We start from the raw sequence: 25,852 nt of genomic DNA on the forward strand, positions 1-25,852 counted from the left end.
GGAAACTGGCCCGTTTTTTTGCCTGCCGTAAAGCTAGTGCCAGATAGCCAGGGCAATCATGCTGACCACCACCAGGCCGCATAGCGCGCTGGTGAGGATAAACTGCCGACGAACCCGCTCGCAGCGGCGGATAAACTCATCGTCATGGTGATCGCGGTAGCGCTGAGCGTAGATATACCACACCAGGCGCATCTGTTTGCTGGGCTGCCCGTGCGACGTAAAAAAACCGCCGCCGTCGACATATTGATAGAGCAAAGGGTCACAACCACGTAGCACAACAAGCAATGCACGCAGCGACGAGAAGTAGCGTGCCATATTCACTACACATACGATACACAGGGCCCAAAACAGCGCAATAGTGCTGATCATACCTCCTCCCCGGCGACCCGTCCTCGGAGGCTCCCTCCGGGACTACCGCTCCCCAATAGCAAACCGACTGTACAGTAAAAGAGTGCGATTCCGATCACGTTTATTTATCCGACCGGCTCATTAAATAGTGTAGGAGATCAGTTAATTTTTTTACCACAACGTTAATCATTATCAATGCATAAGTCGGATATATTTGTTTAACTATTCGCTGAACAAGGTGGATTGACGGATCGCGAGGGGCGCTATAAGGTAGAAATATCTTCTACAATTAGGTCCTTAAGGACTAGCCCCCGCGAATGTAGCACGCAGGACGCGGGCGAAGCGGCAGCGCTGGCTGTCAGGTCCAACGGTCATCGACAACTTATGGAAGGAGTAACACTATGGCTTACAAACATATTCTTATTGCAGTAGACCTGTCCCCGGAAAGCAAAGTACTGGTAGAAAAAGCCGTTTCTATGGCCCGTCCCTACAATGCAAAAGTTTCCCTGATCCACGTGGATGTGAATTACTCCGATCTCTACACCGGCCTTATTGACGTCAATCTGGGCGACATGCAGAAACGCATCTCTGAAGAAACTCACCACGCGTTAAGCGAGCTGTCGACGAACGCGGGCTACCCGATCACTGAAACCCTCAGCGGCAGCGGCGATCTCGGCCAGGTTCTGGTTGATGCGATTAAAAAATATGATATGGACCTGGTAGTTTGTGGTCACCATCAGGACTTCTGGAGCAAGCTGATGTCCTCAGCGCGTCAGCTTATCAACACCGTTCACGTTGATATGCTGATTGTCCCACTGCGCGACGAAGAAGAGGAATAACAGGACGTTATTTAATCCGCTGATGACCAACGCCCGCTAACGCGGGCGTTTTTGTTTCTCGCCTCACCCGCCGCATAAAAAGCACATACGTCCAAATAATTGCCACAATGCCAGATTGATCAACCATTTCACAGGCAATTTACCCATATAATAATTTGTTAACAGCCATAAACATCATATCATTACGCAAAATAAAGCTTTTTCAGCGCGTTTTGGCATACGCGTTCATACTTTTCCGGACAGGACTTAAAGGCGAAGAAAGATGAATTCAACCGCACCGACAGGCTTGCTGCAGCAACCTCGCCCATTCTTCATGATCTTTTTTGTGGAACTATGGGAGCGATTTGGCTATTACGGCGTTCAGGGCATCCTGGCCGTATTCTTTGTTAAACAGCTTGGCTTTTCTCAGGAGCAGGCGTTTATTACCTTTGGCGCGTTTGCCGCGCTGGTCTACGGCCTTATCTCCATCGGCGGCTATGTCGGCGATCACCTGCTCGGCACTAAACGCACGCTGGTACTTGGCGCGATTGTGCTGGCCGCAGGCTACTTTATGACCGGTCTGTCGCTGCACCAACCCAATCTGATTTTCATCGCGCTGGGGACCATTGCGGTGGGAAACGGGCTATTTAAAGCCAACCCGGCGAGCCTGCTCTCCAAGTGCTATCCGCCAAAAGATGCCCGCCTGGATGGCGCCTTCACGCTGTTTTATATGTCGATCAATATCGGTTCGCTGCTGTCGCTCTCGCTGGCGCCGGTAATTGCCGATAAGTTCGGCTATGCGGTGACCTACAACCTGTGCGGCGCTGGGCTGATCGTCGCCCTGCTGGTTTACTTCGCCTGTCGAGGGATGGTGAAGGATATCGGTTCTGAGCCGGACCGCAGGCCGCTAAGCCTGCGCAACCTGCTGTACGTGCTAGCCGGAACGGTGGTCATGATTTTTGTCTGCGCCTGGCTGATGCATAACGTCAAAATTGCCAACCTGGTGCTGATTATCCTCTCGGTGGTGGTGACGATTTTCTTCTTCCGCGAGGCCTTCAAGCTTGATAAGACCGGGCGCAACAAAATGTTCGTCGCCTTTATCCTGATGCTGGAGGCGGTGCTGTTTTATATTCTGTACGCGCAGATGCCCACCTCGCTCAACTTCTTTGCGATCAACAACGTCCACCATGAAATTCTCGGCTTCGCGATTAATCCGGTGAGTTTCCAGGCGCTAAACCCGTTCTGGGTGGTGGTGGCCAGCCCGATCCTCGCCGCTATCTATACGCGTTTGGGCAATAAGGGCAAAGATCTGACCATGCCGATGAAGTTCACCCTCGGGATGTTCCTGTGCGCGCTGGGTTTTCTGACGGCCGCCGCGGCGGGAATGTGGTTTGCCGATGCCCAGGGGCTGACCTCGCCGTGGTTTATCGTGCTGGTCTATCTGTTCCAGAGCCTGGGGGAACTGCTGATTAGCGCTCTGGGGCTGGCGATGGTCGCCGCGCTGGTACCGCAGCATCTGATGGGCTTTATTCTTGGGATGTGGTTCCTGACGCAGGCCGCCGCGTTTCTGCTGGGCGGCTACGTCGCGACCTTCACCGCCATACCGGACACTATTACCGACCCGCTACAGACGCTGCCGATTTATACCGATGTCTTCAGCAAAATCGGTCTGGTGACCCTGGGCGTAACGGTGGTCATGGCGATCATGGTGCCGTGGCTAAACCGGATGATTAATACACCGGATACCAAACAGTAATTATCATTGCCGGATGGCGGCTAATGCCTTATCCGGCCTTCTTTGCGCGCGCCCGATGAGCCTTGCGCTATCGGGCGGTTCCGGCGACTACGCTTTTCGCGCGGCAATCCAGTCCTGCACTTCAACCACAAAAGTATCCGGCGCTTTGCGGTACATTTTACGCGCCAGATCGAGGATGGTGTGCTGGCCTAAAGCCTCCTCCATCCGCTGCTGCGCCATATCCATCACCGAGCGCACGCCGCAAATGCCTTCACAAGCCCACTGCGGAGGCTGCTCCTCAAATACCGCCAGACGCTGGCGAATTTCACGGCATTCAAAAATCCGTTTATCACCATCAATGGCGTTCGCCACGTCGAGAACCGTAATGTGTTCAGCCGCTTTCGCCAGCTGAAAACCGCCGCCCTTACCCTCGATGCTGCGTACCAAACCGGCCTTTGACAGACGGGTGAAAATTTTGGCCAGGTAATCGTAGGGCACACTTTGCAAGTCAGCAATCTCACGTACGCTCATGTCGCGGGCATCGCCCTTGCTGTCCACCATACACATCAGGCTATGGATGCCGTATTCAACCCCGGAACTGTAGAATGCCATACTCTTATCTCAGCCAAAATTAATCTGAGTTCATTGTAGCTTTTTAAAAATACAGATTCCAGACAGTCAGAGCCAAGCCACGATTATTGGATATATAATTAATTAAATATCAAATAGATAATTATAAAACAACGCACAAAGCAATCCGTTCAGCTGAAATCACATTGCATTTCTAAACTACGACCAATAAAATCCGAGTAAATATTTCATCGTTACCAGTGAGAAACTCCAATGCGTAAACAAATTCTGATCGTGGGCGCTGGCTTTGCCGGTATGTGGGCAGCGCTGAGCGCCGCACGTCTGGCGGATAAAAATCAGCAGGACATTGATATTACGGTGATTGCGCCACAGCCTGAACTGCGTGTGCGCCCGCGTTTTTATGAAAGCGCCGTTCAAACGCTGGTTGCGCCACTGCAACCGCTGTTCGACGTCACCGGGGTGACTTTCCTGCGCGGCACGGTTGAGAAAATCCTTCCGGCCTCCAAAGAGGTAAGCTGGAAAGATGCCAACGGTGAAATGCGCCAGCATCGCTACGACCGCCTGGTGCTGGCCAGCGGCAGCCAGGTCAATCGCAGTACGGTCGCCGGAGCCGCAGAGTACGCATTCGACCTCGATCAACTGGAAAGCGCTACCGTACTGGAGCAGCATCTGCAAGATCTGGCCCGGCAGCCAGAGAGCACGGCACGTAATACCGTGGTGGTCTGCGGCGGCGGCTTCACCGGTATTGAGATGGCGCTGGAGCTACCGGGTCGTCTGCGGGCAATTCTCGGCGCCGATGCTAAGACCAGAATTGTCGTAGTTGAGCGAAGCCCGCAGCCAGGCTCACGCTTCAGCGATGAGCTACGCGAGGTGATTATTCAGGCTTCAGAAGAGCTGGGCGTCGAGTGGCTGGTCAATGCCGAAGTGGAGAACGTTGATAGCTCTGGTGTGACGCTGAAAGAGGGTCGGACGATTGCATCACAGACGGTCATATGGACCGTTGGCGTTCAGGCTAACGGCTTAACGGCACAGATCGACGCCCCGCGCGACCGTCAGGGTCGTCTGCACGTGAATGCTAATCTTCAGGTTGTGGGGCATGAAGACATTTATGCCACCGGCGACGTGGCTTATGCCGCCACCGATGATAAGGGTAATCACGCGTTAATGACCTGCCAGCACGCGATTCTGCTGGGCAAGTTTGCCGGGAATAACGCGGCTGCAAGCCTGCTGAACGTTGAACCGTTGCCGTATCGTCAGGAGATGTACGTCACCTGTCTGGATCTGGGCGAATGGGGCGCGGTTTACACCGAGGGCTGGGATCAGCAGGTGAAACTGACGCGCGCCGAAGCGAAAAAACTCAAGATGTCGATCGTCAGCGAGCTGATTTATCCGCCACAAGCCGATAAAGCGGTGGCGTTCGAGACTGCCGACCCGCTTGCCCCGTTTGTATAAATAAACATCCCCTGCCAGCACGGCAGGGGAATTTTTCACTGCATCATCACTTCACGCACGAACTCTTTCCTGAGCTGCGCGCTGTAGACCTTACCGTAAAACTGTACATCGGTGTCGGGGCGCTTCACGTCCGGGCTGACCTGCCTGTTCCTCGGCGTGGAGCCGGAGGCTTTACTCAGCGCCTGTTGCGTTTCGAGGAGGATCGGTCAGTTAAGGAACAGCCGGGAGGTGATGGCCCCGGTTTTTTGCAGCCCGGCCAGATGCTCTTCCCAGGCGGACATCAGCATCAGCTCGCCGCCGTTCAGACGCGTCAGATTGTCGGCACCGGAGGCGGTGCTACGCACCTGTCCGGGCTACAAAACCGCCAGACCGCACGAACCCGTAGCCCGGGCAAGGCGCGCCGAGCGCCGCCCCCGGGGAAAGCGCGCACGCTATTTCAGTCAGAAACATGCCCGGATTGCGGCTCAATCACCGTTCCGGCGTAGATATCAAACCGGTGGCCTTTGGTCACCACCGCGTTAGGCGTCGCAACATTCGCCAGCGGCGGCGCGTAGTCCGGGCGCTTAACCACTACCCGTTTGGTCGCCAGCTGACGCGCCGGTTCCAGCAGACCGTCGGCGTCTAAATCCGGCCCCACCAGCGACTGAAATACCCGCATCTCTTTCTTCACCAGCGCGCTTTTCTGCTTATGCGGAAACATCGGGTCGAGATAGACCACCTGCGGGCGCGGGGTAATATCGGTCAGCGCCGTCAGGCTGGAAGCGTGGATCAGCTGCAACCGCTCCTGCAACCACGGGCCGATTTCCGCATCGGCGTAGCCGCGCGCCAGGCCATCGTCAAGCAGCGCGGCGACCACCGGGTTACGCTCCAGCATCCGCACGCGACAGCCCACGGAAGCAAGAACAAAGGCATCCCTTCCCAGGCCGGCGGTCGCATCGACCACATCCGGCAGGTAGTCGCCTTTAATACCCACCGCTTTCGCCACCGCCTCGCCGCGGCCGCCGCCGAACCTGCGACGGTGGGCCATCGCCCCGCCGACAAAATCGACGAAGATGCCGCCAAGCTTCGGCTCATCGCGCTTGCGAAGCTCCAGATGCTCGGGCGTCATCACCAGCGCCATCAGGTTGTCTTCGTCCTGCTCCAGCCCCCAGCGGGCGGCCAGAACGGATAAGGCGCCGTCTCCGGCGCCCGTTTCATCAATTAAACAAATTTTCACAACAGGATTAACTCTTAATACCGTAATGCTCAAGCATCGCATCCAGCTGCGGCTCACGTCCGCGGAAGCGTTTGAACAGCACCATTGGCTCTTCCGACCCGCCGCGGCTAAGGATGTTGTCGAGGAACGACTGGCCGGTTTCGCGATTGAAGATCCCCTCCTCTTCGAAGCGTGAGAAGGCATCCGCCGCCAGCACGTCGGCCCACAGATAGCTGTAGTAGCCCGCCGCATAACCTCCGGCGAAGATATGGCTGAAGGCGTGCGGGAAACGGCCCCACGACGGCCCGGGAATCAACGCGACCTGCTGCTTAATTTCCGCCAGCGTTTCGAGGATTTTCGCGCCCTGCTGCGGGCTGAACTCCGCATGCAGGCGGAAGTCGAACAGACCAAACTCCAGCTGGCGCAGAATAAACATCGCCGCCTGGTAGTTTTTCGCTGCCAGCATCTTCTCCAACAGCTCCTGCGGCAGCGGCTCGCCGGTTTCATAGTGGCCGGAGATAAACGCCAGCGCTTCCGGCTCCCAGCACCAGTTTTCCATAAACTGGCTCGGCAGCTCGACCGCATCCCACGGTACCCCACTGATGCCGGATACGCCGGCGGTATCGATACGGGTCAGCATATGGTGCAGACCGTGGCCAAATTCGTGGAACAGGGTGATCACTTCATCGTGGGTGAACAGCGCCGGCTTACCGCTGACGGGACGGTTAAAGTTGCAGGTCAGATAAGCGACCGGCTTTTGCAGCGTACCGTCAAGCTTGCGCATCTGGCCGACGCAGTCATCCATCCATGCCCCGCCGCGTTTATGTTCGCGGGCGTAGAGGTCGAGGTAGAAGCTGCCGCGCAGCTCATTTTTATCATCATAAAGTTCGAAGAAGCGCACTTCCGGATGCCAGACATCAACATCGGTACGCTCTTTCGCGGTAATGCCGTAAATACGCTTAACCACTTCGAACAGGCCGTTAACGGCTTTGTTTTCAGGGAAGTACGGGCGCAGCTGTTCATCGCTGATGCTGTAAAGATGCTGCTTCTGTTTTTCGCTGTAGTAAGCGATATCCCACGGCTGCAGCTCATCAACGCCGCATTCGGCTTTGGCGAAAGCGCGCAGCTGGGCCAGCTCTTTCTCACCCTGCGGACGGGCGCGTTTGGCCAGGTCGGTCAGGAAGTCGAGCACCTGCTGCGGATTTTCCGCCATTTTGGTCGCCAGCGACTTATCGGCATAGCTGTCAAAGCCCAGCAGCTGCGCCAGTTCGTGGCGCAGGGCGAGGATTTCCGCCATCACCGGGCCGTTATCCCATTTTCCAGCGTTTGGCCCCTGGTCGGAGGCACGGGTGGAATACGCGCGATACAACTCTTCACGCAGCGCCTGATTGTCGCAGTAGGTCATCACCGGCAGATAGCTCGGAATATCGAGGGTCAGCAGATACCCCTGCAGCTCTTTAGCTTCAGCCTGGGCTTTCGCGGCGGCCAGCGCGCTTTCCGGCATCCCGGAGAGCTCGGATTCATCGGCGATCAGCTTGGTCCAGCCCATGGTCGCGTCGAGCACGTTGTTGCTGTACTGATTGCCCAGTTCGGACAGGCGGGCGGCGATTTCGCCGTAGCGTTTCTGCTGCTCTTTCGCCAGGCCAATACCGGAGAGTTCAAAATCACGCAGCGCGTTATCGACCGCTTTTTTCTGCGCGGTATTCAGGGTGGCGTAATGATCGCCGTCGCGCAGGTCGCGGTACGCTTTGTACAGACCTTCATGTTGCCCAACCCAGGTGCTGTACTCGGAGAGCAGCGGCAGGGTTTGTTCGTAGGCTTCGCGCAGCTCCGGGCTGTTTTTAACCGAGTTCAGGTGGCTGACCGGAGAAAAAAGACGCCCCAGCACATCGTCCACTTCCGCCAGCGGCTGGCAAAGATTTTCCCAGGTATACGGCGCCCCTTGCGCCACCGCGCGCTCTACCGCCGCCCGGCAGTCATCCAGCGCTTTAGTGACCGCGGGGACCACGTGCTCGGGTTTGATTGCAGAAAATGGCGGTAATGAAAAAGGCGTCAGTAATGGATTGGTCATATGCGCAGTCCTGTTGAATAGGGTGAATGAAGCGCGCGTCCCGCGCTGTAGCATGAGATCTAGAATGGGGGATAGTTGGATGAATTTCAATGTCAGGCGCCGCGCGCAGGCGGGTATTACTGCGATAAGTCTGGCCGTGGTGGCCATCGCGCATAAAAAAGCCGGGTTCGCATCGCGGCGACCCGGCCCGTTTTAGGCTGACAAGCAGCTTATACCACCATCCCCAGTAGCAGACAGCCTACCAGGCCGCACACGGAGATAATGGTTTCCAGTACCGACCACGACTTAATGGTCTCGCCGATGGTCAGGTTGAAGTATTCCTTAAACAGCCAGAAGCCCGGATCGTTAACGTGGGAGAAGATAACGCTGCCGGAGCCCACGGCGATAACCATCAGTTCCGGGCTCACGCCGGTGGTGGCGATCAGCGGCGCGGCGATACCGCCCGCGGTGATAGCCGCAACGGTGGCGGAACCCAGGGCGATACGCAGTACCGCGGCAATCGACCACGCCATAAACAGCGGGGACATATTGGATTCATGCATGATAGAAGCAATGTATTTATCCATGCCGCTATCGACCAGCACCTGCTTGAAGGCGCCGCCGCCGCCGATGATCAGCAGCATCATGGCGATGATTTTAATCGAGGAGGTCAGCGTATCGTTAATCTGCTCCATTGAACGACCACGGTTGAGACCGAAGGTGAACATCGCGATCAGTACCGCGATCAGCGTCGCCATCACCGGGTCGCCGAAGAATTCAGCAATCGGCAGGAAGGCATGGCCTTTCGGCAGAACCATCTCGGCCACGGCGCGCATCGCCATCAGGATAACCGGGACCAGCGAGGTCCAGACGCTGACGCCAAAGCCCGGCATCTCTTCTTCAGTGAAGGTTTTCGGGTTATGCAGCCCTTCCGGAATCGGCTTATCGATACCTTTCAGGAAGCGCGCATAAACCGGGCCCGCGAGGATAACCGTCGGGATCGCCAGAATCGTACCGAACAGCAGGGTCTTGCCCATGTCGGCATGGAAAATAGTGGCAATCGCCGTCGGGCCCGGGTGCGGAGGCAGGAAGCCGTGGGTCACGGAGAGCGCGGCCGCCATCGGGACGCCGATATAGAGCAGCGGGATACCGGCGGATGCCGCGATGGTAAAGACCAGCGGCAGCATCAGCACGAAGCCCACTTCATAGAACAGGGCGAAGCCGACGGTAAAGCCGGTGAGCACAACCGCCCACTGAATATGTTGTTTACCAAATTTGGCAATCAGCGTGGTGGCGATACGCTGCGCACCGCCGCAGTCCGCCAGCATTTTACCGAGCATCGCGCCGAAGCCCATGATCAGCGCGAGGCTGCCGAGGGTTCCCCCAACGCCGTTTTTAATGGATACGATCACTTTATCCAGAGGCATGCCCTGCATGAGCCCGACGGCAAGTGCCACCAGAACCAGAGCGATAAACCCGTTCAGCTTGAAACGGATCATCAGCAACAATAACAGGGCAACCCCGATAGCAACGATGACTAATGGCATGATTTACCTGGCCTTAATTTGTTATGGGTAACGTCATAGTTTCAACATTGACTTCATCCGTTCCGAGCGGAACAAAAAATGTCTGACGCCGTAGAAGCTGGCTTTATCCTTACCCAGAGAAAGGATAGCTGGCTATTTTTTTATCTGTGGCGCCTGAAGTGAATGATACGGGTAACATATGAAGTTTGAGAATCACCTGGGCGGTGAAAATTTCAAATATGAGACTTAAGTCATACTCTTTCCCGGGTTTTTGCCGGGTCGCTTAGCGGGGAATGTTGCGCGGTAACATAGGGGGAGCCGCCCGGCCGCGCAAAGGCAGCCGGGCGGATAATTAGTAGTAGGAGTGCTCGCCGCGCTGGTGTTCAGTCAGATCGCGTACGCCTTTCAGTTCCGGGAACTCGTTCAGCATCTGCTTCTCGATCCCTTCTTTCAGCGTCACGTCGACCATCGAACAGCCGTTGCAGCCGCCGCCGAACTGCAGGATCGCCAGGCCATCTTCGGTAATTTCCATCAACGTGACGCGCCCGCCGTGCCCGGCCAGCTGCGGGTTAATCTGCGACTGCAGCAGGTACTCGACGCGCTCCATCAGCGGGGCATCGTCGGACACTTTGCGCATCTTGGCGTTTGGCGCTTTCAGCGTCAGCTGGGAGCCCAGTTGGTCGGTAACAAAATCGATTTCAGCGTCTTCCAGATACGGCGCGCTAAGTTCATCGACATACGCGGTGAGCTGTTCAAACTTCAGCGCAGTATCGGAATCTTCCACCGCATCCGGTGGGCAGTAGGACACGCCGCACTCGGCGTTAGGGGTGCCGGGATTGATCACAAATACGCGAATTTGTGTCCCTTCTTCCTGATTTGCCAGCAGTTTGGCAAAGTGCGCTTGTGCAGCATCGGAAATACGGATCATAGCGTTGGCCTAATAGTTGACTATTTTACTGGGTTATAATACGCCCATCAGCAGGGGTCTACAAGGTACGGCATATACACCATACCTGAACCGTCGCGGCGCCGTTTCGCAAAAGCAGGCGGGATATCTCGGCGACGGTGCTTCCGGTGGTGACGACATCATCCACAATGGCGATATGGTGGCCCTGTAGCGACAATTCAAGCTGAAAGGCGTTTTTCAGGTTCTGTTTACGCAATCTGGCGCTGAGCTGATGCTGGGTGGCGGTACGGCGCCGACGGGTCAGCGCATCGCTACGCCAGGCGCAGCCCAGCCAGCGGGATAGCGGCCGACACAGCAGATCGCTCTGATTAAACCCCCGCTTCCACTGGCGCCGCTGCCAGAGCGGTACGCTAATGATCCGGTCCGGTCGGGGAAGATCCCGACGCTGGCGTATACGCAGCAGCAGCAGACGCGCCAGCGCCGGGGCCAGCTCGGGCCGCTGAGTAAATTTCAACTGGTGAATCAGGCCGCTCAGCGGCGGACGATAGTCATTGACCGCCACCAGCCGCTGCCACGGCGGCGGTTTTTGCAGGCAGCGCCCGCAGGGCAGCGCGTCTGACCGAGCCGGCAGGCCGCACTGCGGGCAAAGCGGTTCAGAATCCAGCAGCGCAGACGCGCAACGCGAGCAGATCCCCCAGCGGGCAATGGCCAGCGGCATTTGGCATAGCCAGCATAAGCTGTGTGCTGTTAGCATATTTCCCCTCATTGTGGTGGAAAGAGAACAGTAACTGATGAAAGAGTTGGCGTGGCAGACTACGGGCGAAGGAAATTGTCATCTTGTGCTGCTGCACGGATGGGGGCTGAATGCCGGGGTGTGGGATTGCATTGCGCCGCAGCTGTCCTCGCATTTTACGCTGCACCTCGTCGACCTTCCGGGCTATGGCCGCAGCGGCGGCTTTGGCGCAATGTCGCTGGAGGAGATGACGCAACGGGTGCTGGAGCAAGCGCCGGACCGCGCGATCTGGCTTGGCTGGAGCCTCGGCGGGCTGGTAGCCAGCCAGGCGGCAATAACGCATCCCGAGCGCGTGCAGGCGCTGGTCACCGTCGCCTCTTCCCCCTGCTTTAGCGCTCACGACAGCTGGCCCGGCATCAAGCCCGAGGTGCTAAGCGGATTTCAACAGCAGCTGAGCGAAGATTTTCAGCGCACCGTCGAGCGCTTTCTGGCGCTGCAAACCATGGGTACCGAAAGCGCGCGCCAGGACGCGAGAGCGCTGAAGAGCACGGTGCTGTCGCTACCGATGCCGTCGCCGGAGGTTTTAAACGGCGGGCTGGAGATCCTTAAGACCGCCGATTTACGTCAGGCGTTGACCACCCTCGACGTGCCGTTTTTGCGCCTGTACGGTCGCCTGGATGGCCTGGTGCCGCGTAAAATCATCCCGATTCTCGATGCGCTGTGGCCAAAAAGCACGTCGATGATTTTCGATAAGGCCGCCCACGCGCCGTTCATTTCACATCCGCAGGCGTTTTGCGCTCCTCTGATTGAGCTGAAGCGTGAGTTCGATAAATTTTTATAGCGGGACGTGGTAAAAACGCAGGGTGCAGCAATACTTAGGTTGTTGCGGGGGTTGACTATTTCACGCCGGACCCGTGACCTAAAAAAACAACCTAATGGAGAGTAGAGGCTATGAAATTTGTTACAGGAATTGTTGCATCTCTGGTGATTGGCTCCCTGTCCTTCGGCGCGTTCGCCGCCAAGGAAATTCAAAAAGACGAAGTGGCTAAGATGAACCTGACCAAAATCGGTTCGATTACCACCTCAAGAACGACCTCTCCGATGGATGCAAAGCGCGATCTGTCGAAAAAAGCGGATGAGCTGGGCGGCACCTATTTCGTGGTGATTGCAGGCGAGAAGAACGAGAAAACGGTTCACGCTAACGCGGACGTCTACAAGTAAGCCAGAAAGCGGGTCCCGGGACCCGCTTGCGGTATATGCCGCAGCAAGTTCCCGGAGGCGGCGCGTTGCGCCTGTCCGGGCTACCCACCCCAAACCGTACCAATCTGTGGTCGAATCTCCGGGGTCGCGGCGTAAACGCCTTACCCGGGCTACCAGACTGTCTCTCGTAGCCCGGATAAGGCGTTAGCCGCAATCCGGGGAAACCAGCCTTTACATACCCATCAGCGCAGCGACCACCACTCCCGCAGGCAGGCTTTGCCTTCCGGGCAGCTTTTACAGCTGCCGGAGAGGCAGCCATCGGCATCTTCGGTTACTTTGACCGCTTTACCCATCGCTTCCAGACGACCCAGCATCGCGTCGATCAACGGCTGCGGCGCTTGCAGGCGGGCGCTGAGCTGCTTTGCGTCCATCCTCCCCTGCAGGGCCAGCATATCGCGCACATCAATTAACGACGCCATTATCGCTCCTTAGTGACAATCGCCAGCCGGACTCTGGCAGCAGGACGACGGCGTTTTGCGCGTCGCCAGCAGGGAGACGTCCACCCGGCTACGCGCTCTGCGCAGCAGGCCAAAGACCACGATATTGAACAGCACTACCGCCAGAATGCACACCAGACTATAGCGCGGATGCTGGCTAAAGCTGACGGTCTGGTAGTACAGCGTAGAGAGCGAATAGGCGATATTCAGCCCCCACAGGACCGAGAACATCATCCAGCCGCGGCTCGACTCGCGGGCAATCGCCCCCATCACCGAGATGCAGGGAATATAGAGCAGAACGAAAATCAGGTAGCTGTACGCCGCGGCGGCGCTGCCGAATTTGCTGCCCATGACGCCCATCGCGCCGGTTGCCATTTCGCCGTCGCCCTTGCTGGCTTCGATGGGGTTCGCCAGCACGCTCAGGCTAAACGTGTCTTTCAGGCTCTGCCAGGTCTCATCCACCGCGGCCAGTAGCTCATCGCCGAGGCTAAACGCCTGCGGATTAAACGCTTCGTTCTGGATATCTTCGGCGGTGTAGAGGGTGTTCAGCGTCCCCACCACCACTTCTTTCGCCATCGCGCCGGTAAACAGGCCGACGGTCGCCTGCCAGTTATCCTCATGTACGCCAATCGGCTTAAACACCGGGGTAATCACCCGGCTGACCGACGCCAGCGCCGAGTCATTGATATTATCGACGATCTTACCGTTCAGCGAGAAGCTGTTCAGGGCGCTGAGGAAGATACTGACGATAACGATCACTTTACCCGCCCGCAGGACGAAGCCTTTCAGGCGCTGCCAGGTCTGGATAAGCAGGCTCTTCACGTGCGGAACGTGATACACCGGCAGCTCCATCACGAACGGCGAAGCTTCGCCGCGCATAATGGTATGCTTCAGCATCAGTCCGGTCGCAATCGCCATCACGATCCCCAGCACGTACAGGGAGAAGACCGCCAGCGCGCCGTTCTGGCCGAAAAAGGCGGCGGCGAAGACGGCGAAAATCGCCAGCCGCGCGCCGCAGGACATAAACGGCGCCATCATAATGGTCATCAGACGCTCGCGCGGCGCATCAAGCGTACGCGCGCCCATCACCGACGGGACGTTACAGCCAAAACCTACGATGAGCGGCACGAAGGATTTCCCCGGCAGACCCAGCGCCTGCATCAGGCGGTCCATCACAAACGCCGCCCGCGCCATATAGCCAGAGTCTTCAAGGAAAGAGAGGAACAGGTACATCATGCCGATCTGCGGCACCAGCGGCAGCACGGTATTGATCCCCCCGCCAATCCCCTGGGCGAGGAATACCGTCAGCCAGTCCGGGAAATGCAGGGTATAGCCAATCCACTGTATACCGTGAATAAAGATAGCCACGGAACCGGCATCAAAAATAGGCTGCAGCGCGCCGCCAATATTAATCGCCAGTAAGAACATCAGATACATGACGAACAGGAAGACCGGCAGGCCGAGGAAGCGGTTGAGGATCACTTTATCCATCGCCGCGGTAAAGCGGCTGGGTTCGGCGGTGAGGGTATTACTGACCGCATCGCAAATGGCGGCAATGCTTTGGTAGCGGGCATCGGCGATGTGCAGCGCCGGGTCATCCAGCTCTTCGCTCAGGTGCGCCAGGGCTACGTCCAGCTTGTGGGCGGCGTCTCCGGCGAAGGCGCGGCTGTAAATATCGCCTTCAAGCATCTGTAAACCCAGCCAGCGGCGCTGGCGCGGCGGAATGTCCGTGGCCATCATCTCCGCCAGCTTGTCCGCCTCCCGCAGCAGCGGCCGCGGATAGTGCACCAGTTCAATATCCTGATTTTGCTGATGGCGGTCGATAGCCATTTTCAAGGCTTCGATACCGCGCCCGCGGGTAGAAACCAGCGGGATTACCGGGCATCCAAGGCGGGCGGCCAGCGCGTCGACATCGATGCGGATGTTCTGTTTTTCCGCGATATCGAGCATATTCAGCGCGACCACGCAGGGGATGCCGAGCTCCAGCAGCTGCAGCGTCAGATAGAGGTTACGCTCCAGATTGGACGCATCGACCACGTTTATCAGCATGTCGGCGTCGCCGCTGAGAATATAGTGGCAGGCAATCTGCTCATCCAGCGAGGTTTGCGAGGAGATGGTGGTCAGGGAATAGGTGCCCGGAAGGTCTACCAGCGTGACCTGATGATCGGTGGTGTTGAAGCCGCCCTCTTTGCGCTCAACGGTCACCCCCGCCCAGTTCCCGACACGCTGGCGCGCGCCGGTGAGCTGGTTAAACAGCGTTGTTTTCCCGGAATTTGGATTACCAATTAAACCAAGGGTTAATTTTTTCATATTCATACTCTTAGTGCCGGTCAGGCATTATTGTGCAACCGCTTCCAGCTCAATTAACGCAAGATCCTTTTTACGTAATACCAGGCTAACGCGTCGGGTTTCAATATGAATAGGGTCGCCGAGCGGCGCCACGCGAACCACGTTAAAAGACGAACCCGGCAGCATCCCGAGGGACAGCAGCTTCTGCCGATATGCCGGACTAATATCGCGGGAGAAGCCGGTGATTTTCCACGCACTATCAGGTGTGAATTGCATAGGACCTACTTGTGTATCGCCAACCGAAAGAGAGTTTCCCCTATGCGCCGCAGACGCGGTGCCAGGGTCCATAGCCAACGAAGAATAAAAAATACTCAATGGAAATAATGATAATGAGAATAGTTTTTATCATCAATACATATAATGCGCTCGATTCTTTTTTTAAACAGGAAATTGAGCATTTGTTGATATTGAGCAAACTCTATTTTGTCACGACCGTAGAGAGAATCATTATTTCTGCTTCGCGAATGTTTAATAAAGGTGTCATTGGTTAATGAAATGAAAATAATAATCTCATTATCCGTAATTCGCGCTTATTAAGAGGTTATAAGAAAATACTGATGCTTGTTTGCGCAATATGGCGAAGAGCAGAGAAGAAACGGCCCCTCAGAAAAGGGGCCGGAAAGAGATTAGCGTTTTTTACCCATTGCCGCCGCCAGCGCGTCCATCATCGCGCTGTTGCCCGCTGGCTGCGCCTCGCGACCGCGAGGTTTAGCGGCCTTCGCCGCCGGGCGGTTGCCCTGAGGACGATCGTTTCCGCCGCCGCGGCGCGCGTTGCTGTCGCCAGGCTGTTCGTCCAGACGCATCGTCAGCGCGATACGCTTCCTCGGCAGGTCAACTTCCATCACTTTGACCTTCACGATATCGCCCGCTTTGACCACCGTGTGCGGATCTTCAACGAACTTATTCGACAGGGAAGAGATATGCACCAGGCCGTCCTGGTGAACGCCGATATCGACAAACGCGCCGAAGTTGGTGACGTTGGTCACCGCGCCTTCGAGGATCATTCCCGGCAGCAGGTCGTTCATGGTCTCTACGCCATCGGCGAACTGGGCGGTTTTAAACTCCGGACGCGGGTCGCGGCCCGGTTTTTCCAGCTCTTTGATAATGTCGGTTACCGTCGGCACGCCGAATTTATCATCAGTGAAATCAACGGCTTTCAGATTACGCAGCTCGCTGCTGTTGCCCATCAAATCTTTCAGCGCCTGCTGAGTCGCCGCCAGAATGCGCTCCACCACCGGATACGCTTCCGGGTGCACGGTTGAGGCGTCCAGCGGGTTGTCGCCGTGGTTGATGCGCAGGAAGCCCGCGCACTGCTCAAACGCTTTCGGCCCCAGACGGCTCACCTTCAGCAGCTGCTGGCGGTTCTGGAACTGACCGTTCTCATCGCGCCAGGAGACGATATTCTGCGCCATCATGCGGGTCAGACCGGCGACGCGGGTAAGCAGCGGGACGGAAGCGGTATTCAGGTCGACGCCGACGGCGTTCACGCAGTCTTCCACCACCGCGTCCAGCTTACGCGCCAACTGGGTCTGGCTGACATCGTGCTGATACTGGCCGACGCCGATGGATTTCGGATCGATCTTCACCAGCTCGGCCAGCGGGTCCTGCAGACGACGGGCGATAGAGACCGCGCCGCGCAGGGAAACATCGAGATCCGGGAACTCCAGCGCCGCCAGTTCGGAGGCGGAATACACGGACGCGCCCGCTTCGCTGACGATAACCTTTTGCGCGGTCACTTTCGGGAACTGCTTCTGCACGTCGAGGAAGAAACGCTCGGTTTCACGCGAAGCGGTACCGTTGCCGATCGCCACCAGCTCAACGTTGTACTTTTCACACAGCGCGGCAACCGCCACCGCCGCTTTAGCGGCCTGCCCGGTATGCGGGTAGATGGTATCGGTAGCCACCAGCTTGCCGGTGCCGTCAACGACGGCGACTTTCACGCCGGTGCGCAGACCCGGATCGAGGCCCATGGTGGCGCGCAGCCCGGCCGGAGCGGCCATCAGCAGGTCGTGCAGATTGCGGGCAAAGACGTTAATCGCTTCGTCTTCCGCACGTTCGCGTACGGTGCCCATCAGTTCGGTTTCGAGGTGCATCAGCACCTTGATGCGCCACGTCCAGCTCACCACGCCCTTACGCCAGCTGTCCGCCGGGGCGTTGTTCAGGCGCAGGCCGAGATGGTCGATAATGATTTGCTCGCCGTGACTCTCTTTCGGCGGCTCGTCGAACTGCGGGTCGGCGTTTAAAGAGAGCTGCAGCACGCCTTCATTGCGGCCGCGGAACATCGCCAGCGCGCGGTGCGACGGCACGGTGGCGATCGGTTCGTGATGATCGAAGTAGTCGCGAAATTTCGCCCCTTCCTCTTCCTTACCGCTGACGACGGTCGCCACCAGGTGGGCGTTTTTCCACAGATAGTCGCGCACTTTCGCCAGCAGGGCGGCGTCTTCCGCAAAGCGCTCCATCAGGATATAGCGCGCGCCGTCGAGGGCGGCCTTGCTGTCCGCGACGCCTTTATCCGCGTCGATATATTTGGCGGCTTCGGTTTCCGGGTCGTGGGACGGTTCGTTCCACAGCAGCTCGGCCAGCGGCTCCAGTCCGGCCTCAATGGCGATCTGCCCGCGGGTGCGGCGCTTCGGTTTGTACGGCAGGTAGAGGTCTTCGAGTTCGGTCTTACTCAAGGTCCCGTTGATGGCTTTTTCCAGCGCCTCGGTCAGTTTGCCCTGTTCACCGATGGACTTCAGGATTGCCTGACGGCGATCTTCGAGTTCACGCAGATAACCCAGGCGGGTTTCCAGATTACGCAGCTGCGTGTCATCCAGACCGCCGGTGACTTCTTTACGATAGCGTGCGATAAACGGCACGGTGTTCCCTTCATCAAGCAGGCGAACGGCAGCTTCTACCTGTTCAGCCCTGGCCTGAAGTTCACCCGCAATAATGCGGCAGAGCGAATCATTCATCATCGGTTTAATTCATCTTTAGGATCAAAAATCAGGGGGATAGTTATACGGACTGACACGGTAAAATGCCAGCCACGACCCAAGCCTCTCGGAATGTTCCGGGCTTATTTGACGTATTCAATTTCATTAACATACCAGGCCGCCTCGCCCGCGGGCGTGTTAACGATAGCTAAATCGCCGACCTCTTTTTTCAGCAGCGCGCGCGCCATTGGCGAATCAATGGAGATGTAGTCATTGCGGCCAAAGATTTCATCGTAGCCGACAATCCGAAAGCGCTTCGTCTCGCCCGCATCGTTTTCAATTTCCACCCACGCGCCGAAAAAAACCTTCCCCTCCTGCTGCGGCGAATAATCGACGATTTTCAGCTGTTCGAGGCATTTGGTCAGATAGCGCACCCGGCGGTCGATTTCACGCAGGCGCTTTTTATTGTACTGATAGTCGGCGTTTTCGCTGCGGTCGCCAAGGCTCGCCGCCCAGGTCACTTTTTTGGTAACTTCCGGACGTTCTTCGCGCCACAGGGTGTCCATCTCTTTCTTCAGTTTTTCATACCCTTCACGGGTGATCAGCGGCGTTTTCATCGAAGGTTCCGGCTCCTGATTACAAATCTTTGTGCAATGCTGCGCACAATTCGTCGCACGTCATCATAGCAACAGGATAAATAATGTGTCTTATGCTTAAATGTATACTTAAGCTGCTGTTAAATATGCTTTGTAACAATTTAGCCTGGAATATATACCAGATTTCGCTGGTGGGCGACCCGGGCTTTTTTGAGAATACGTACTGACAATTGCAGTGAACCTTTGGGAGTATAAACAATGCAAGAGAATTATAAGATTCTGGTTGTCGATGACGACATGCGCCTGCGCGCGCTACTCGAACGTTATCTGACCGAGCAGGGCTTCCAGGTTCGTAGCGTGGCGAACGCTGAACAGATGGATCGCCTGCTGACTCGTGAATCCTTCCACCTGATGGTGCTGGATCTCATGCTGCCGGGCGAAGATGGCCTGTCCATTTGCCGCCGCCTGCGCAGCCAGAGCAACCCGATGCCGATCATCATGGTCACGGCGAAAGGGGAAGAAGTTGACCGTATCGTGGGCCTGGAAATCGGCGCCGACGACTACATCCCAAAACCGTTCAACCCGCGCGAGCTGCTGGCCCGTATCCGCGCCGTGCTGCGCCGCCAGGCTAATGAACTGCCGGGCGCGCCTTCGCAGGAAGAGGCGGTGATCGCCTTTGGTAAGTTCAAGCTGAACCTCGGCACCCGCGAGATGTTCCGTGAAGATGAACCCATGCCGCTGACCAGCGGTGAATTCGCGGTACTGAAAGCGCTGGTGAGCCATCCGCGCGAACCATTATCCCGCGATAAGCTGATGAACCTCGCCCGCGGCCGTGAATATTCGGCCATGGAACGTTCCATCGACGTACAAATCTCCCGTCTGCGCCGCATGGTGGAAGAAGACCCGGCGCATCCACGCTATATCCAGACCGTTTGGGGCCTGGGCTACGTTTTCGTCCCGGACGGTTCTAAGGCATGAAACGCGTGCGCTTTTCGCCGCGAAGCTCGTTTGCCCGCACCCTGTTACTGATCGTCACCCTGCTGTTCGCCAGCCTGGTGACGACCTATTTAGTGGTGCTGAATTTCGCGATCCTGCCCAGTCTCCAGCAGTTTAATAAGGTTCTGGCCTACGAAGTGCGTATGCTGATGACCGATAAACTGCAGCTGGAAGACGGCACCCAACTGGTGGTGCCCCCGGCGTTTCGCCGCGAGATTTATCGCGAGCTGGGCATTTCGCTCTATTCCAACGAAGCGGCGGAAGACGCAGGCCTGCGCTGGGCGCAGCATTATGAATTCTTAAGTCAGCAGATGGCGCACCAGCTCGGCGGGCCGACCGAAGTGCGGGTGGAAGTGAATAAAAGCTCGCCCGTGGTGTGGCTGAAAACCTGGCTCTCCCCCAATATCTGGGTGCGCGTACCGCTGACCGAAATCCACCAGGGCGACTTCTCGCCGCTGTTCCGCTACACCCTGGCCATCATGCTGCTGGCGATTGGCGGCGCCTGGCTCTTTATTCGTATTCAGAACCGACCGCTGGTCGACCTGGAGCACGCGGCGCTGCAGGTCGGGCGAGGCATTATTCCCCCGCCGCTGCGCGAATACGGCGCATCGGAAGTGCGGTCGGTGACCCGCGCTTTTAACCATATGGCGGCTGGCGTGAAGCAATTGGCGGACGACCGTACGCTGCTGATGGCCGGAGTCAGCCATGATTTACGCACCCCTCTCACGCGTATTCGTCTGGCGACGGAGATGATGGGCGAAGAGGACGGCTATCTCGCCGAATCGATTAATAAAGATATCGAAGAGTGTAACGCCATTATTGAGCAGTTTATCGACTACCTGCGCACCGGTCAGGAGATGCCGATGGAGCTGACGGACCTTAACGCGGTGCTGGGGGAAGTGATTGCGGCGGAGAGCGGCTACGAGCGAGAAATCGCCACCGATCTGCAGCCGGGCGAGATCCCGCTGCGCGTGCATCCGCTCTCCATCAAGCGCGCGCTGGCGAATATGGTGGTTAACGCCGCCCGCTACGGCAACGGCTGGATTAAAGTCAGCAGCGGCAGCGAGGGAAACCGGGCCTGGTTCCAGGTGGAAGATGACGGTCCGGGGATTAAACCAGAGCAGCGCGAGCATCTGTTTCAGCCGTTCGTGCGCGGCGATAGCGCCCGTACGATTAGCGGAACCGGCCTCGGCCTGGCTATCGTTCAGCGCATCATCGATAACCATAACGGCAAGCTGGAACTTGGTTCCAGCGAACGCGGCGGATTATTAATTCGCGCCTGGCTGCCGGTGCCGATGAATCGCGCTCTGCCTGCGGTAAAATCCACCAAAGAGAGCTAGATCGGCCTTAAACCAACCTCATCCGGTACGCCCGCATAAAACCGCCCGGCGGCGGCTCGCGCCTTACCGGGGCTACGAGCTCACCACCGTCTGCGGACCAGTAGCCCGGACAAGGCGCGTCAAGCGCCGCCTCCGGGACGTTGCCGGACTGCTTCAGGTTTAATGCGCTTTATTCGCCATCTGATACGCCGCCGGCAGATTCAGCCGCTGCCAGAACTGCTGAGCGTCATTCTCACCGGAGAGCGGATACCCTGCGGGCAGCGCCGTTTTGACCATCAGCGCCCGACGCTGCGCGGCGGACAGATTCGGCAGCGCAGCCTCCAGCAGCACTTCAGCCCCTTGCGGCACCTTCAGGCTCTGTTTTTCACCCTTCTGCTGCGGCAAATCGTAGGTCATGGTGAAACGATAAAACGCCTTCATCGCCGGATCGCGATACGGATCGTCTTTCGCAGGCATCTTCGCGCATTCCGCCAGCGTCGTGCCGCACTCCTTCTCCAGCGCGGCGCGCAGCTGGTCGCGGGCCTCATTAAACAGCCCGCGATACTTCGCGTCATTCAAATAGTGGGCGACGTTGCGCTGCGCCACCATCCGCGAGCCCATCACGTCCAGCGGATAGTGTACGCCCAGCACGATGCGCGAATAGCCATAGCGAGCGCCGCGGGTAACCAGCGCATCGAAGCGCTCCGGGATCATCTCCGCCATTAGCAGAGCGTCGGTATAGCCTGTATTGGTGTGCCCGCTTGGAAACGAGCCGCCGTCTGCGGTATAGGGCTTATTGTCCTTAACGACCACATCGTCCGGCACCAGATGGATGGTATTGCCCTGAATCAGGAACGGACGCGGGTTGTTAAAGTGCTTTTTCGCCGCCCCGGTACTCACTTCAGAGGCTTTGATCAGCGCCGCCGCCTTACCGAGCTCGCCTTTGTCGTAGGCGGTGAGGAATGCTTTGCCGAGGCGCGGCCCCAGCGCATCGCTGAGGAAGTAGAGATAGCTGATGCCCTCGGCATCCGCCAGCGCCTGATGGCGGGAGGTCTGTACGGCATCGCGGTTAATGGCGGTGACCGTCGCCAGATTTTGCTCAATCACCGCCTGCGGCAACGCAGTGAACGCCGAGAGCAGCTCGATTCCCGCCTGCTGGTTGGCTTTGGTCTGAAAGTCGTACCCGCTGGCCTTCAGCCACGCGGTATCCGCCTGGGTTTTATTCTGTCTGGCGTGTTCAAGCTGGTCGCGAGTCAGGGTCGCCGCATCGCCCTTCAGCGCGTTGCGCAGCTGCGACAGGCTTTGGCTCTCCAGCGCGTCAAACGCCGGGCTGGCGGCGGCTGGCGTCACGGCGTTGGCCATTGTTGCCGCCTGGTTCAAAGGGACCTCTTTCGCCAGTACCGGCAGCGCCAGCACGAGCACCGTTGCGAGAAGCGTGATTTGCATTTTCATTATTTTTCCTTTTATTCAAACAATTACCTTGCCTTTACGTGACGCTAGCCTCTCTGTTTGACGCTTTTATGACACGGTTATGTTTTGCAACGCTTTAAGCGGAATGGAAACAGCGCGGCGGTAATCCAGGCCGATCTGCGGTAAACTATCGGTAATCTTGTCTAAATCCCGGAATCACCGTATCCATGCTCAGTTATCGTCATAGCTTTCACGCAGGCAACCACGCCGACGTTCTTAAACACACCGTTCAGAGCCTGATCATTGAATCGCTCAAAGAGAAAGAAAAACCGTTTCTCTATCTGGACACCCACGCCGGGGCTGGCCGCTATCAGCTGAGCAGCGAACACGCCGAACGTACCGGTGAATATCTCGAAGGCATCGCCCGCATCTGGCAGCAGGATGACCTGCCCGCCGAGCTGGAGCCGTATATCTCCGTCGTTCAGCACTTCAACCGTAGCGGCCAGCTGCGCTACTACCCCGGCTCGCCGCTGATTGCCCGCCAGCTGCTGCGCGAGCAGGACAGCCTGCAGATGACCGAACTGCACCCGAGCGATTTTCCGCTGCTGCGCGCCGAGTTTCAGAAAGACGACCGCGCCCGGGTTGAAAAAACCGACGGCTATCAGCAGCTGAAGTCTAAGCTGCCGCCGGTTTCTCGCCGTGGGCTGGTGCTGATCGACCCGCCTTACGAAATCAAAAGCGACTACCAGGCGGTCGTGACCGGTATTCATGAAGGCTACAAACGCTTTGCCACCGGCACCTACGCGCTGTGGTATCCGGTGGTGCTGCGGGCGCAGATTAAGCGCATGATCAAAGAGTTAGAGGCCACCGGCATTCGCAAAATTCTGCAAATCGAGCTGGCGGTGCGCCCGGACAGCGACCAGCGCGGGATGACCGCCTCCGGGATGATCGTCATCAACCCGCCGTGGAAGCTGGAGCAGCAGATGAACAACGTTCTGCCGTGGCTGCATAAAAAGCTGGTGCCGACCGGTATCGGCCATGCCACCGTCAGTTGGATCGTGCCTGAGTAATCGCAGTCATCGGTGGAAACTATTGATTTCAGGTATACAATCGCGCCAATCAGACATTAAGGATAAGACTCATGAGCAAGCATTATGACTATATCGCCATTGGCGGCGGCAGCGGCGGTATCGCCTCCATTAACCGTGCCGCTATGTACGGCCAGAAGTGCGCGCTGATTGAAGCGAAAGACCTGGGCGGTACCTGCGTAAACGTCGGCTGCGTACCGAAGAAAGTGATGTGGCATGCGGCGCAGATTCGCGAAGCTATCCATCTGTATGGCCCGGATTACGGTTTTGATACCACGATCAATCACTTCGACTGGGATAAACTGGTCGCCAGCCGTAGCGCCTATATCGATCGTATCCACACCTCCTACGATAACGTGCTGGGCAAAAATAAGGTCGACGTGATTAAAGGCTTCGCCCGTTTTGTCGATGCGAAAACCATCGAAGTGAACGGCGAGACGATAACCGCCGATCATATTCTGATCGCCACCGGCGGACGCCCGAGCCATCCGAATATCCCCGGCGTCGAATACGGGATTGATTCCGATGGTTTCTTCGAACTGCCGGCGCTGCCGAAACGCGTTGCGGTTGTCGGCGCGGGCTATATCGCCGTTGAGCTGGCGGGCGTGATTAACGGCCTGGGCGCGGAGACGCACCTGTTCGTGCGTAAACACGCGCCGCTGCGTAGCTTCGATCCGCTGATTGTGGAAACGCTGGTTGAGGTGATGAACGCCGAAGGCCCGCAGTTGCACACCAACGCCATTCCGCAAGCGGTGGTTAAAAATGCCGACGGCAGCCTGACCCTGGAACTGGAAGACGGCCGCAGCCAGACCGTGGACTGCCTGATTTGGGCGATCGGTCGCGAACCGGCGACTGATAACTTCAACCTCGCTGCTACCGGGGTAAAAACCAACGATAAAGGCTATATCGTGGTCGATAAATTCCAGAACACCAACGTTCCGGGTATTTACGCCGTCGGCGATAATACCGGCGCCGTCGAGCTGACCCCGGTCGCCGTCGCCGCAGGCCGTCGTCTCTCCGAGCGTCTGTTTAACAACAAGCCGGACGAACATCTGGACTATAGCAACATCCCGACCGTGGTGTTCAGCCATCCGCCTATCGGCACCGTCGGCTTAACCGAGCCGCAGGCGCGCGAGCAGTACGGCGATGAAGCGGTGAAGGTGTATAAATCCTCTTTCACCGCCATGTATACCGCCGTGACCTCACACCGCCAGCCGTGCCGCATGAAGCTGGTCTGCGTCGGCCCGGAAGAGAAGATTGTCGGTATTCACGGTATCGGCTTCGGGATGGATGAGATGCTGCAGGGCTTCGCGGTGGCGCTGAAAATGGGCGCAACCAAGAAAGACTTCGACAATACCGTGGCAATCCACCCAACCGCGGCGGAAGAGTTTGTGACCATGCGCTAAGACGCGCACCACGCATGAAAAAGAAGCTCTCAGGAGCTTCTTTTTTTATCTCTACGCCACGCCATTATTGCCGTGGCGCTTAAACGCCGGCCGCTGATTCAGCGCCATATACCAGCGCTCCACTTCCGCCATTTCAGGATGGGCGAACGGCGTCATTTTCCAGCGATGCACAGACAGGCCAAGGACAATATCCGCCAGCGTAAACTCGCTACCGGCGACCCATGCCCCGGTTTGCTGCAGCTGCGTATTGACGATCTGCACGCAGCGGGTCCAGGCGGCGATACTCTCTTTGATAGCCGCCGGGTCCTGGAAGCGCGGGTCCTTGCGCACCAGCCCCATAAAGGCGTAGCGCCAGGCCGTGTTAAATTCCGTTGCCTGCCAGTCCATCCAGTGCTCAACCTCGGCGGCAGCCCGCGGCGCCGTGGGGAGCAGGTCTTCCCGCCCGGCTTTGCGCGCCAGGTAGCGGCAGATGCTGTTCGACTCCCACAGCACAAAGTCGTCATCCAGCAGCACGGGTACCAGACTGTTCGGGTTAAGGGCGCGAAACTCAGGCGTCTCGATGGACTGAAACCCGCTGCCGTAATCCTCCTGCTGATACTCAAGTCCCGCTTCCTCGCAGGTCCACAGCGCTTTACGCACGTTAATTGATGAGCGTTTGCCCAGTATTTTTAGCATTGTCAGCAATTCCTCAATCAAAAGAGATGGTTGTTTCACAATACTG

Annotated in this window: 23 protein-coding genes and 1 pseudogene; 9 read left to right on the plus strand and 15 right to left on the minus strand. The window is 57.4% G+C overall.

What is annotated here, in order from left to right:
* Window positions 1-33 precede the first annotated feature (33 nt).
* Window positions 34-369, minus strand: a complete 336-nt coding sequence (gene uspB, locus CMQ96_RS05370) for a universal stress protein UspB (RefSeq protein ID WP_004126267.1) — start codon at window positions 367-369, stop codon at window positions 34-36.
* Between the two features lie 380 nt (window positions 370-749).
* Between uspB and uspA the strand changes: the two genes are divergently transcribed.
* Together uspA and dtpB are read left to right on the plus strand one after the other, a co-directional pair.
* A complete protein-coding gene (uspA, locus tag CMQ96_RS05375) occupies window positions 750-1,187 on the plus strand; it encodes a universal stress protein UspA (protein WP_004106650.1) in 438 nt (145 codons plus the stop codon).
* A gap of 262 nt (window positions 1,188-1,449) precedes the next feature.
* A complete protein-coding gene (dtpB, locus tag CMQ96_RS05380; protein ID WP_098066160.1) occupies window positions 1,450-2,922 on the plus strand; it encodes a dipeptide/tripeptide permease DtpB in 1,473 nt (490 codons plus the stop codon).
* A gap of 87 nt (window positions 2,923-3,009) precedes the next feature.
* Here the strand turns inward: dtpB and CMQ96_RS05385 are convergent, their stop codons facing one another.
* Window positions 3,010-3,513 carry an Rrf2 family transcriptional regulator gene (locus CMQ96_RS05385; protein WP_004134715.1) on the minus strand — a complete coding sequence of 168 codons (504 nt, stop codon included), beginning with the start codon at window positions 3,511-3,513 and terminating at the stop codon, window positions 3,010-3,012.
* Between the two features lie 231 nt (window positions 3,514-3,744).
* On the opposite strand from CMQ96_RS05385, the gene CMQ96_RS05390 reads away from it, so the two are divergent.
* Window positions 3,745-4,944 (plus strand): NAD(P)/FAD-dependent oxidoreductase, encoded by a 1,200-nt coding sequence (locus tag CMQ96_RS05390; protein WP_098066164.1) that lies wholly within the window; start codon window positions 3,745-3,747, stop codon window positions 4,942-4,944.
* A 35-nt stretch (window positions 4,945-4,979) separates the two neighbouring features.
* On the opposite strand, the pseudogene CMQ96_RS05395 reads toward CMQ96_RS05390, so the two are convergent.
* The 6 genes and pseudogenes from CMQ96_RS05395 to gntX all read right to left on the minus strand — a co-directional run.
* Window positions 4,980-5,279, minus strand: a pseudogene (locus CMQ96_RS05395) (hypothetical protein); the annotation flags it as partial.
* A 101-nt stretch (window positions 5,280-5,380) separates the two neighbouring features.
* Window positions 5,381-6,160 carry a 16S rRNA (guanine(1516)-N(2))-methyltransferase RsmJ gene (gene rsmJ, locus CMQ96_RS05400; protein WP_049130629.1) on the minus strand — a complete coding sequence of 260 codons (780 nt, stop codon included), beginning with the start codon at window positions 6,158-6,160 and terminating at the stop codon, window positions 5,381-5,383.
* A gap of 7 nt (window positions 6,161-6,167) precedes the next feature.
* Complete coding sequence (prlC, locus tag CMQ96_RS05405) at window positions 6,168-8,210, minus strand: oligopeptidase A (protein WP_004134707.1); 2,043 nt, start codon at window positions 8,208-8,210, stop codon at window positions 6,168-6,170.
* Window positions 8,211-8,419: 209 nt separating this feature from the next.
* Window positions 8,420-9,736 (minus strand): gluconate transporter, encoded by a 1,317-nt coding sequence (gene gntT, locus CMQ96_RS05410; protein ID WP_004134706.1) that lies wholly within the window; start codon window positions 9,734-9,736, stop codon window positions 8,420-8,422.
* A 331-nt stretch (window positions 9,737-10,067) separates the two neighbouring features.
* A complete protein-coding gene (gene nfuA, locus CMQ96_RS05415; protein ID WP_004126273.1) occupies window positions 10,068-10,643 on the minus strand; it encodes a Fe-S biogenesis protein NfuA in 576 nt (191 codons plus the stop codon).
* A gap of 58 nt (window positions 10,644-10,701) precedes the next feature.
* Window positions 10,702-11,376 (minus strand): DNA utilization protein GntX, encoded by a 675-nt coding sequence (gene gntX / locus CMQ96_RS05420; protein WP_004134293.1) that lies wholly within the window; start codon window positions 11,374-11,376, stop codon window positions 10,702-10,704.
* A gap of 37 nt (window positions 11,377-11,413) precedes the next feature.
* On the opposite strand from gntX, the gene bioH reads away from it, so the two are divergent.
* Both bioH and CMQ96_RS05430 read left to right on the plus strand, forming a co-directional pair.
* A complete protein-coding gene (gene bioH / locus CMQ96_RS05425; RefSeq protein ID WP_049130632.1) occupies window positions 11,414-12,196 on the plus strand; it encodes a pimeloyl-ACP methyl ester esterase BioH in 783 nt (260 codons plus the stop codon).
* A 110-nt stretch (window positions 12,197-12,306) separates the two neighbouring features.
* Window positions 12,307-12,576 carry a YdgH/BhsA/McbA-like domain containing protein gene (locus CMQ96_RS05430; protein WP_004134288.1) on the plus strand — a complete coding sequence of 90 codons (270 nt, stop codon included), beginning with the start codon at window positions 12,307-12,309 and terminating at the stop codon, window positions 12,574-12,576.
* A gap of 221 nt (window positions 12,577-12,797) precedes the next feature.
* Here the strand turns inward: CMQ96_RS05430 and feoC are convergent, their stop codons facing one another.
* The 5 genes from feoC to greB all read right to left on the minus strand — a co-directional run bounded on the left by feoC (window position 12,798) and on the right by greB (window position 18,933).
* Window positions 12,798-13,034: a [Fe-S]-dependent transcriptional repressor FeoC gene (gene feoC / locus CMQ96_RS05435; protein ID WP_004134286.1), complete on the minus strand. Its 237-nt coding sequence runs from the start codon at window positions 13,032-13,034 to the stop codon at window positions 12,798-12,800.
* Window positions 13,035-13,043: 9 nt separating this feature from the next.
* Complete coding sequence (gene feoB / locus CMQ96_RS05440; RefSeq protein WP_004134283.1) at window positions 13,044-15,362, minus strand: Fe(2+) transporter permease subunit FeoB; 2,319 nt, start codon at window positions 15,360-15,362, stop codon at window positions 13,044-13,046.
* A gap of 27 nt (window positions 15,363-15,389) precedes the next feature.
* Window positions 15,390-15,617, minus strand: a complete 228-nt coding sequence (feoA, locus tag CMQ96_RS05445; RefSeq protein WP_004126281.1) for a ferrous iron transporter A — start codon at window positions 15,615-15,617, stop codon at window positions 15,390-15,392.
* Window positions 15,618-16,027: 410 nt separating this feature from the next.
* Window positions 16,028-18,358, minus strand: a complete 2,331-nt coding sequence (locus CMQ96_RS05450; protein WP_024359788.1) for a Tex family protein — start codon at window positions 18,356-18,358, stop codon at window positions 16,028-16,030.
* Between the two features lie 101 nt (window positions 18,359-18,459).
* Entirely contained in the window at window positions 18,460-18,933 is a 474-nt protein-coding gene (greB, locus tag CMQ96_RS05455; RefSeq protein ID WP_004134279.1) for a transcription elongation factor GreB, read from the minus strand.
* A gap of 237 nt (window positions 18,934-19,170) precedes the next feature.
* On the opposite strand from greB, the gene ompR reads away from it, so the two are divergent.
* Window positions 19,171-19,890 (plus strand): two-component system response regulator OmpR, encoded by a 720-nt coding sequence (gene ompR, locus CMQ96_RS05460; RefSeq protein ID WP_001157751.1) that lies wholly within the window; start codon window positions 19,171-19,173, stop codon window positions 19,888-19,890.
* Window positions 19,887-21,248 carry a two-component system sensor histidine kinase EnvZ gene (envZ, locus tag CMQ96_RS05465; RefSeq protein ID WP_024359787.1) on the plus strand — a complete coding sequence of 454 codons (1,362 nt, stop codon included), beginning with the start codon at window positions 19,887-19,889 and terminating at the stop codon, window positions 21,246-21,248. Before ompR ends, envZ begins: the two co-directional genes overlap by 4 nt.
* Before the next feature lie 159 nt (window positions 21,249-21,407).
* On the opposite strand, the gene CMQ96_RS05470 is transcribed toward envZ, so the two are convergent.
* On the minus strand, window positions 21,408-22,679 hold the full coding sequence (locus tag CMQ96_RS05470; RefSeq protein WP_098066167.1) for a phosphatase PAP2 family protein: 1,272 nt from the start codon (window positions 22,677-22,679) through the stop codon (window positions 21,408-21,410).
* Between the two features lie 185 nt (window positions 22,680-22,864).
* On the opposite strand from CMQ96_RS05470, the gene CMQ96_RS05475 reads away from it, so the two are divergent.
* Together CMQ96_RS05475 and gorA are read left to right on the plus strand one after the other, a co-directional pair.
* On the plus strand, window positions 22,865-23,707 hold the full coding sequence (locus CMQ96_RS05475; protein WP_017145277.1) for a 23S rRNA (adenine(2030)-N(6))-methyltransferase RlmJ: 843 nt from the start codon (window positions 22,865-22,867) through the stop codon (window positions 23,705-23,707).
* 71 nt (window positions 23,708-23,778) lie between these two features.
* Window positions 23,779-25,131 carry a glutathione-disulfide reductase gene (gene gorA, locus CMQ96_RS05480; RefSeq protein ID WP_024359784.1) on the plus strand — a complete coding sequence of 451 codons (1,353 nt, stop codon included), beginning with the start codon at window positions 23,779-23,781 and terminating at the stop codon, window positions 25,129-25,131.
* Window positions 25,132-25,182: 51 nt separating this feature from the next.
* Here gorA and CMQ96_RS05485 read toward each other — a convergent pair whose 3' ends face one another.
* Entirely contained in the window at window positions 25,183-25,806 is a 624-nt protein-coding gene (locus CMQ96_RS05485; protein WP_004134265.1) for a glutathione S-transferase family protein, read from the minus strand.
* Between the last annotated feature and the right edge of the window lie 46 nt (window positions 25,807-25,852).

The sequence above is a fragment of the Klebsiella sp. MBT K-1 genome (genome assembly GCF_002556465.1).
Lineage (GTDB): Bacteria > Pseudomonadota > Gammaproteobacteria > Enterobacterales > Enterobacteriaceae > Klebsiella > Klebsiella grimontii.

Bases quoted from the DNA above. Each gene is read 5' to 3' on its own strand.
- gorA (WP_024359784.1), top strand. From the start codon at position 23,779: ATGAGCAAGCATTATGACTATATCGCCATTGGCGGCGGCAGCGGCGGT.
- CMQ96_RS05385 (WP_004134715.1), bottom strand. From the start codon at position 3,513: ATGGCATTCTACAGTTCCGGGGTTGAATACGGCATCCATAGCCTGATG.
- CMQ96_RS05475 (WP_017145277.1), top strand. From the start codon at position 22,865: ATGCTCAGTTATCGTCATAGCTTTCACGCAGGCAACCACGCCGACGTT.
- prlC (WP_004134707.1), bottom strand. From the start codon at position 8,210: ATGACCAATCCATTACTGACGCCTTTTTCATTACCGCCATTTTCTGCA.
- ompR (WP_001157751.1), top strand. From the start codon at position 19,171: ATGCAAGAGAATTATAAGATTCTGGTTGTCGATGACGACATGCGCCTG.
- CMQ96_RS05430 (WP_004134288.1), top strand. From the start codon at position 12,307: ATGAAATTTGTTACAGGAATTGTTGCATCTCTGGTGATTGGCTCCCTG.
- greB (WP_004134279.1), bottom strand. From the start codon at position 18,933: ATGAAAACGCCGCTGATCACCCGTGAAGGGTATGAAAAACTGAAGAAA.
- envZ (WP_024359787.1), top strand. From the start codon at position 19,887: ATGAAACGCGTGCGCTTTTCGCCGCGAAGCTCGTTTGCCCGCACCCTG.
- CMQ96_RS05390 (WP_098066164.1), top strand. From the start codon at position 3,745: ATGCGTAAACAAATTCTGATCGTGGGCGCTGGCTTTGCCGGTATGTGG.
- uspB (WP_004126267.1), bottom strand. From the start codon at position 369: ATGATCAGCACTATTGCGCTGTTTTGGGCCCTGTGTATCGTATGTGTA.
- feoB (WP_004134283.1), bottom strand. From the start codon at position 15,362: ATGAAAAAATTAACCCTTGGTTTAATTGGTAATCCAAATTCCGGGAAA.
- CMQ96_RS05470 (WP_098066167.1), bottom strand. From the start codon at position 22,679: ATGAAAATGCAAATCACGCTTCTCGCAACGGTGCTCGTGCTGGCGCTG.
- feoC (WP_004134286.1), bottom strand. From the start codon at position 13,034: ATGGCGTCGTTAATTGATGTGCGCGATATGCTGGCCCTGCAGGGGAGG.
- CMQ96_RS05485 (WP_004134265.1), bottom strand. From the start codon at position 25,806: ATGCTAAAAATACTGGGCAAACGCTCATCAATTAACGTGCGTAAAGCG.
- gntX (WP_004134293.1), bottom strand. From the start codon at position 11,376: ATGCTAACAGCACACAGCTTATGCTGGCTATGCCAAATGCCGCTGGCC.
- uspA (WP_004106650.1), top strand. From the start codon at position 750: ATGGCTTACAAACATATTCTTATTGCAGTAGACCTGTCCCCGGAAAGC.
- bioH (WP_049130632.1), top strand. From the start codon at position 11,414: ATGAAAGAGTTGGCGTGGCAGACTACGGGCGAAGGAAATTGTCATCTT.
- dtpB (WP_098066160.1), top strand. From the start codon at position 1,450: ATGAATTCAACCGCACCGACAGGCTTGCTGCAGCAACCTCGCCCATTC.
- nfuA (WP_004126273.1), bottom strand. From the start codon at position 10,643: ATGATCCGTATTTCCGATGCTGCACAAGCGCACTTTGCCAAACTGCTG.
- gntT (WP_004134706.1), bottom strand. From the start codon at position 9,736: ATGCCATTAGTCATCGTTGCTATCGGGGTTGCCCTGTTATTGTTGCTG.
- CMQ96_RS05450 (WP_024359788.1), bottom strand. From the start codon at position 18,358: ATGATGAATGATTCGCTCTGCCGCATTATTGCGGGTGAACTTCAGGCC.
- feoA (WP_004126281.1), bottom strand. From the start codon at position 15,617: ATGCAATTCACACCTGATAGTGCGTGGAAAATCACCGGCTTCTCCCGC.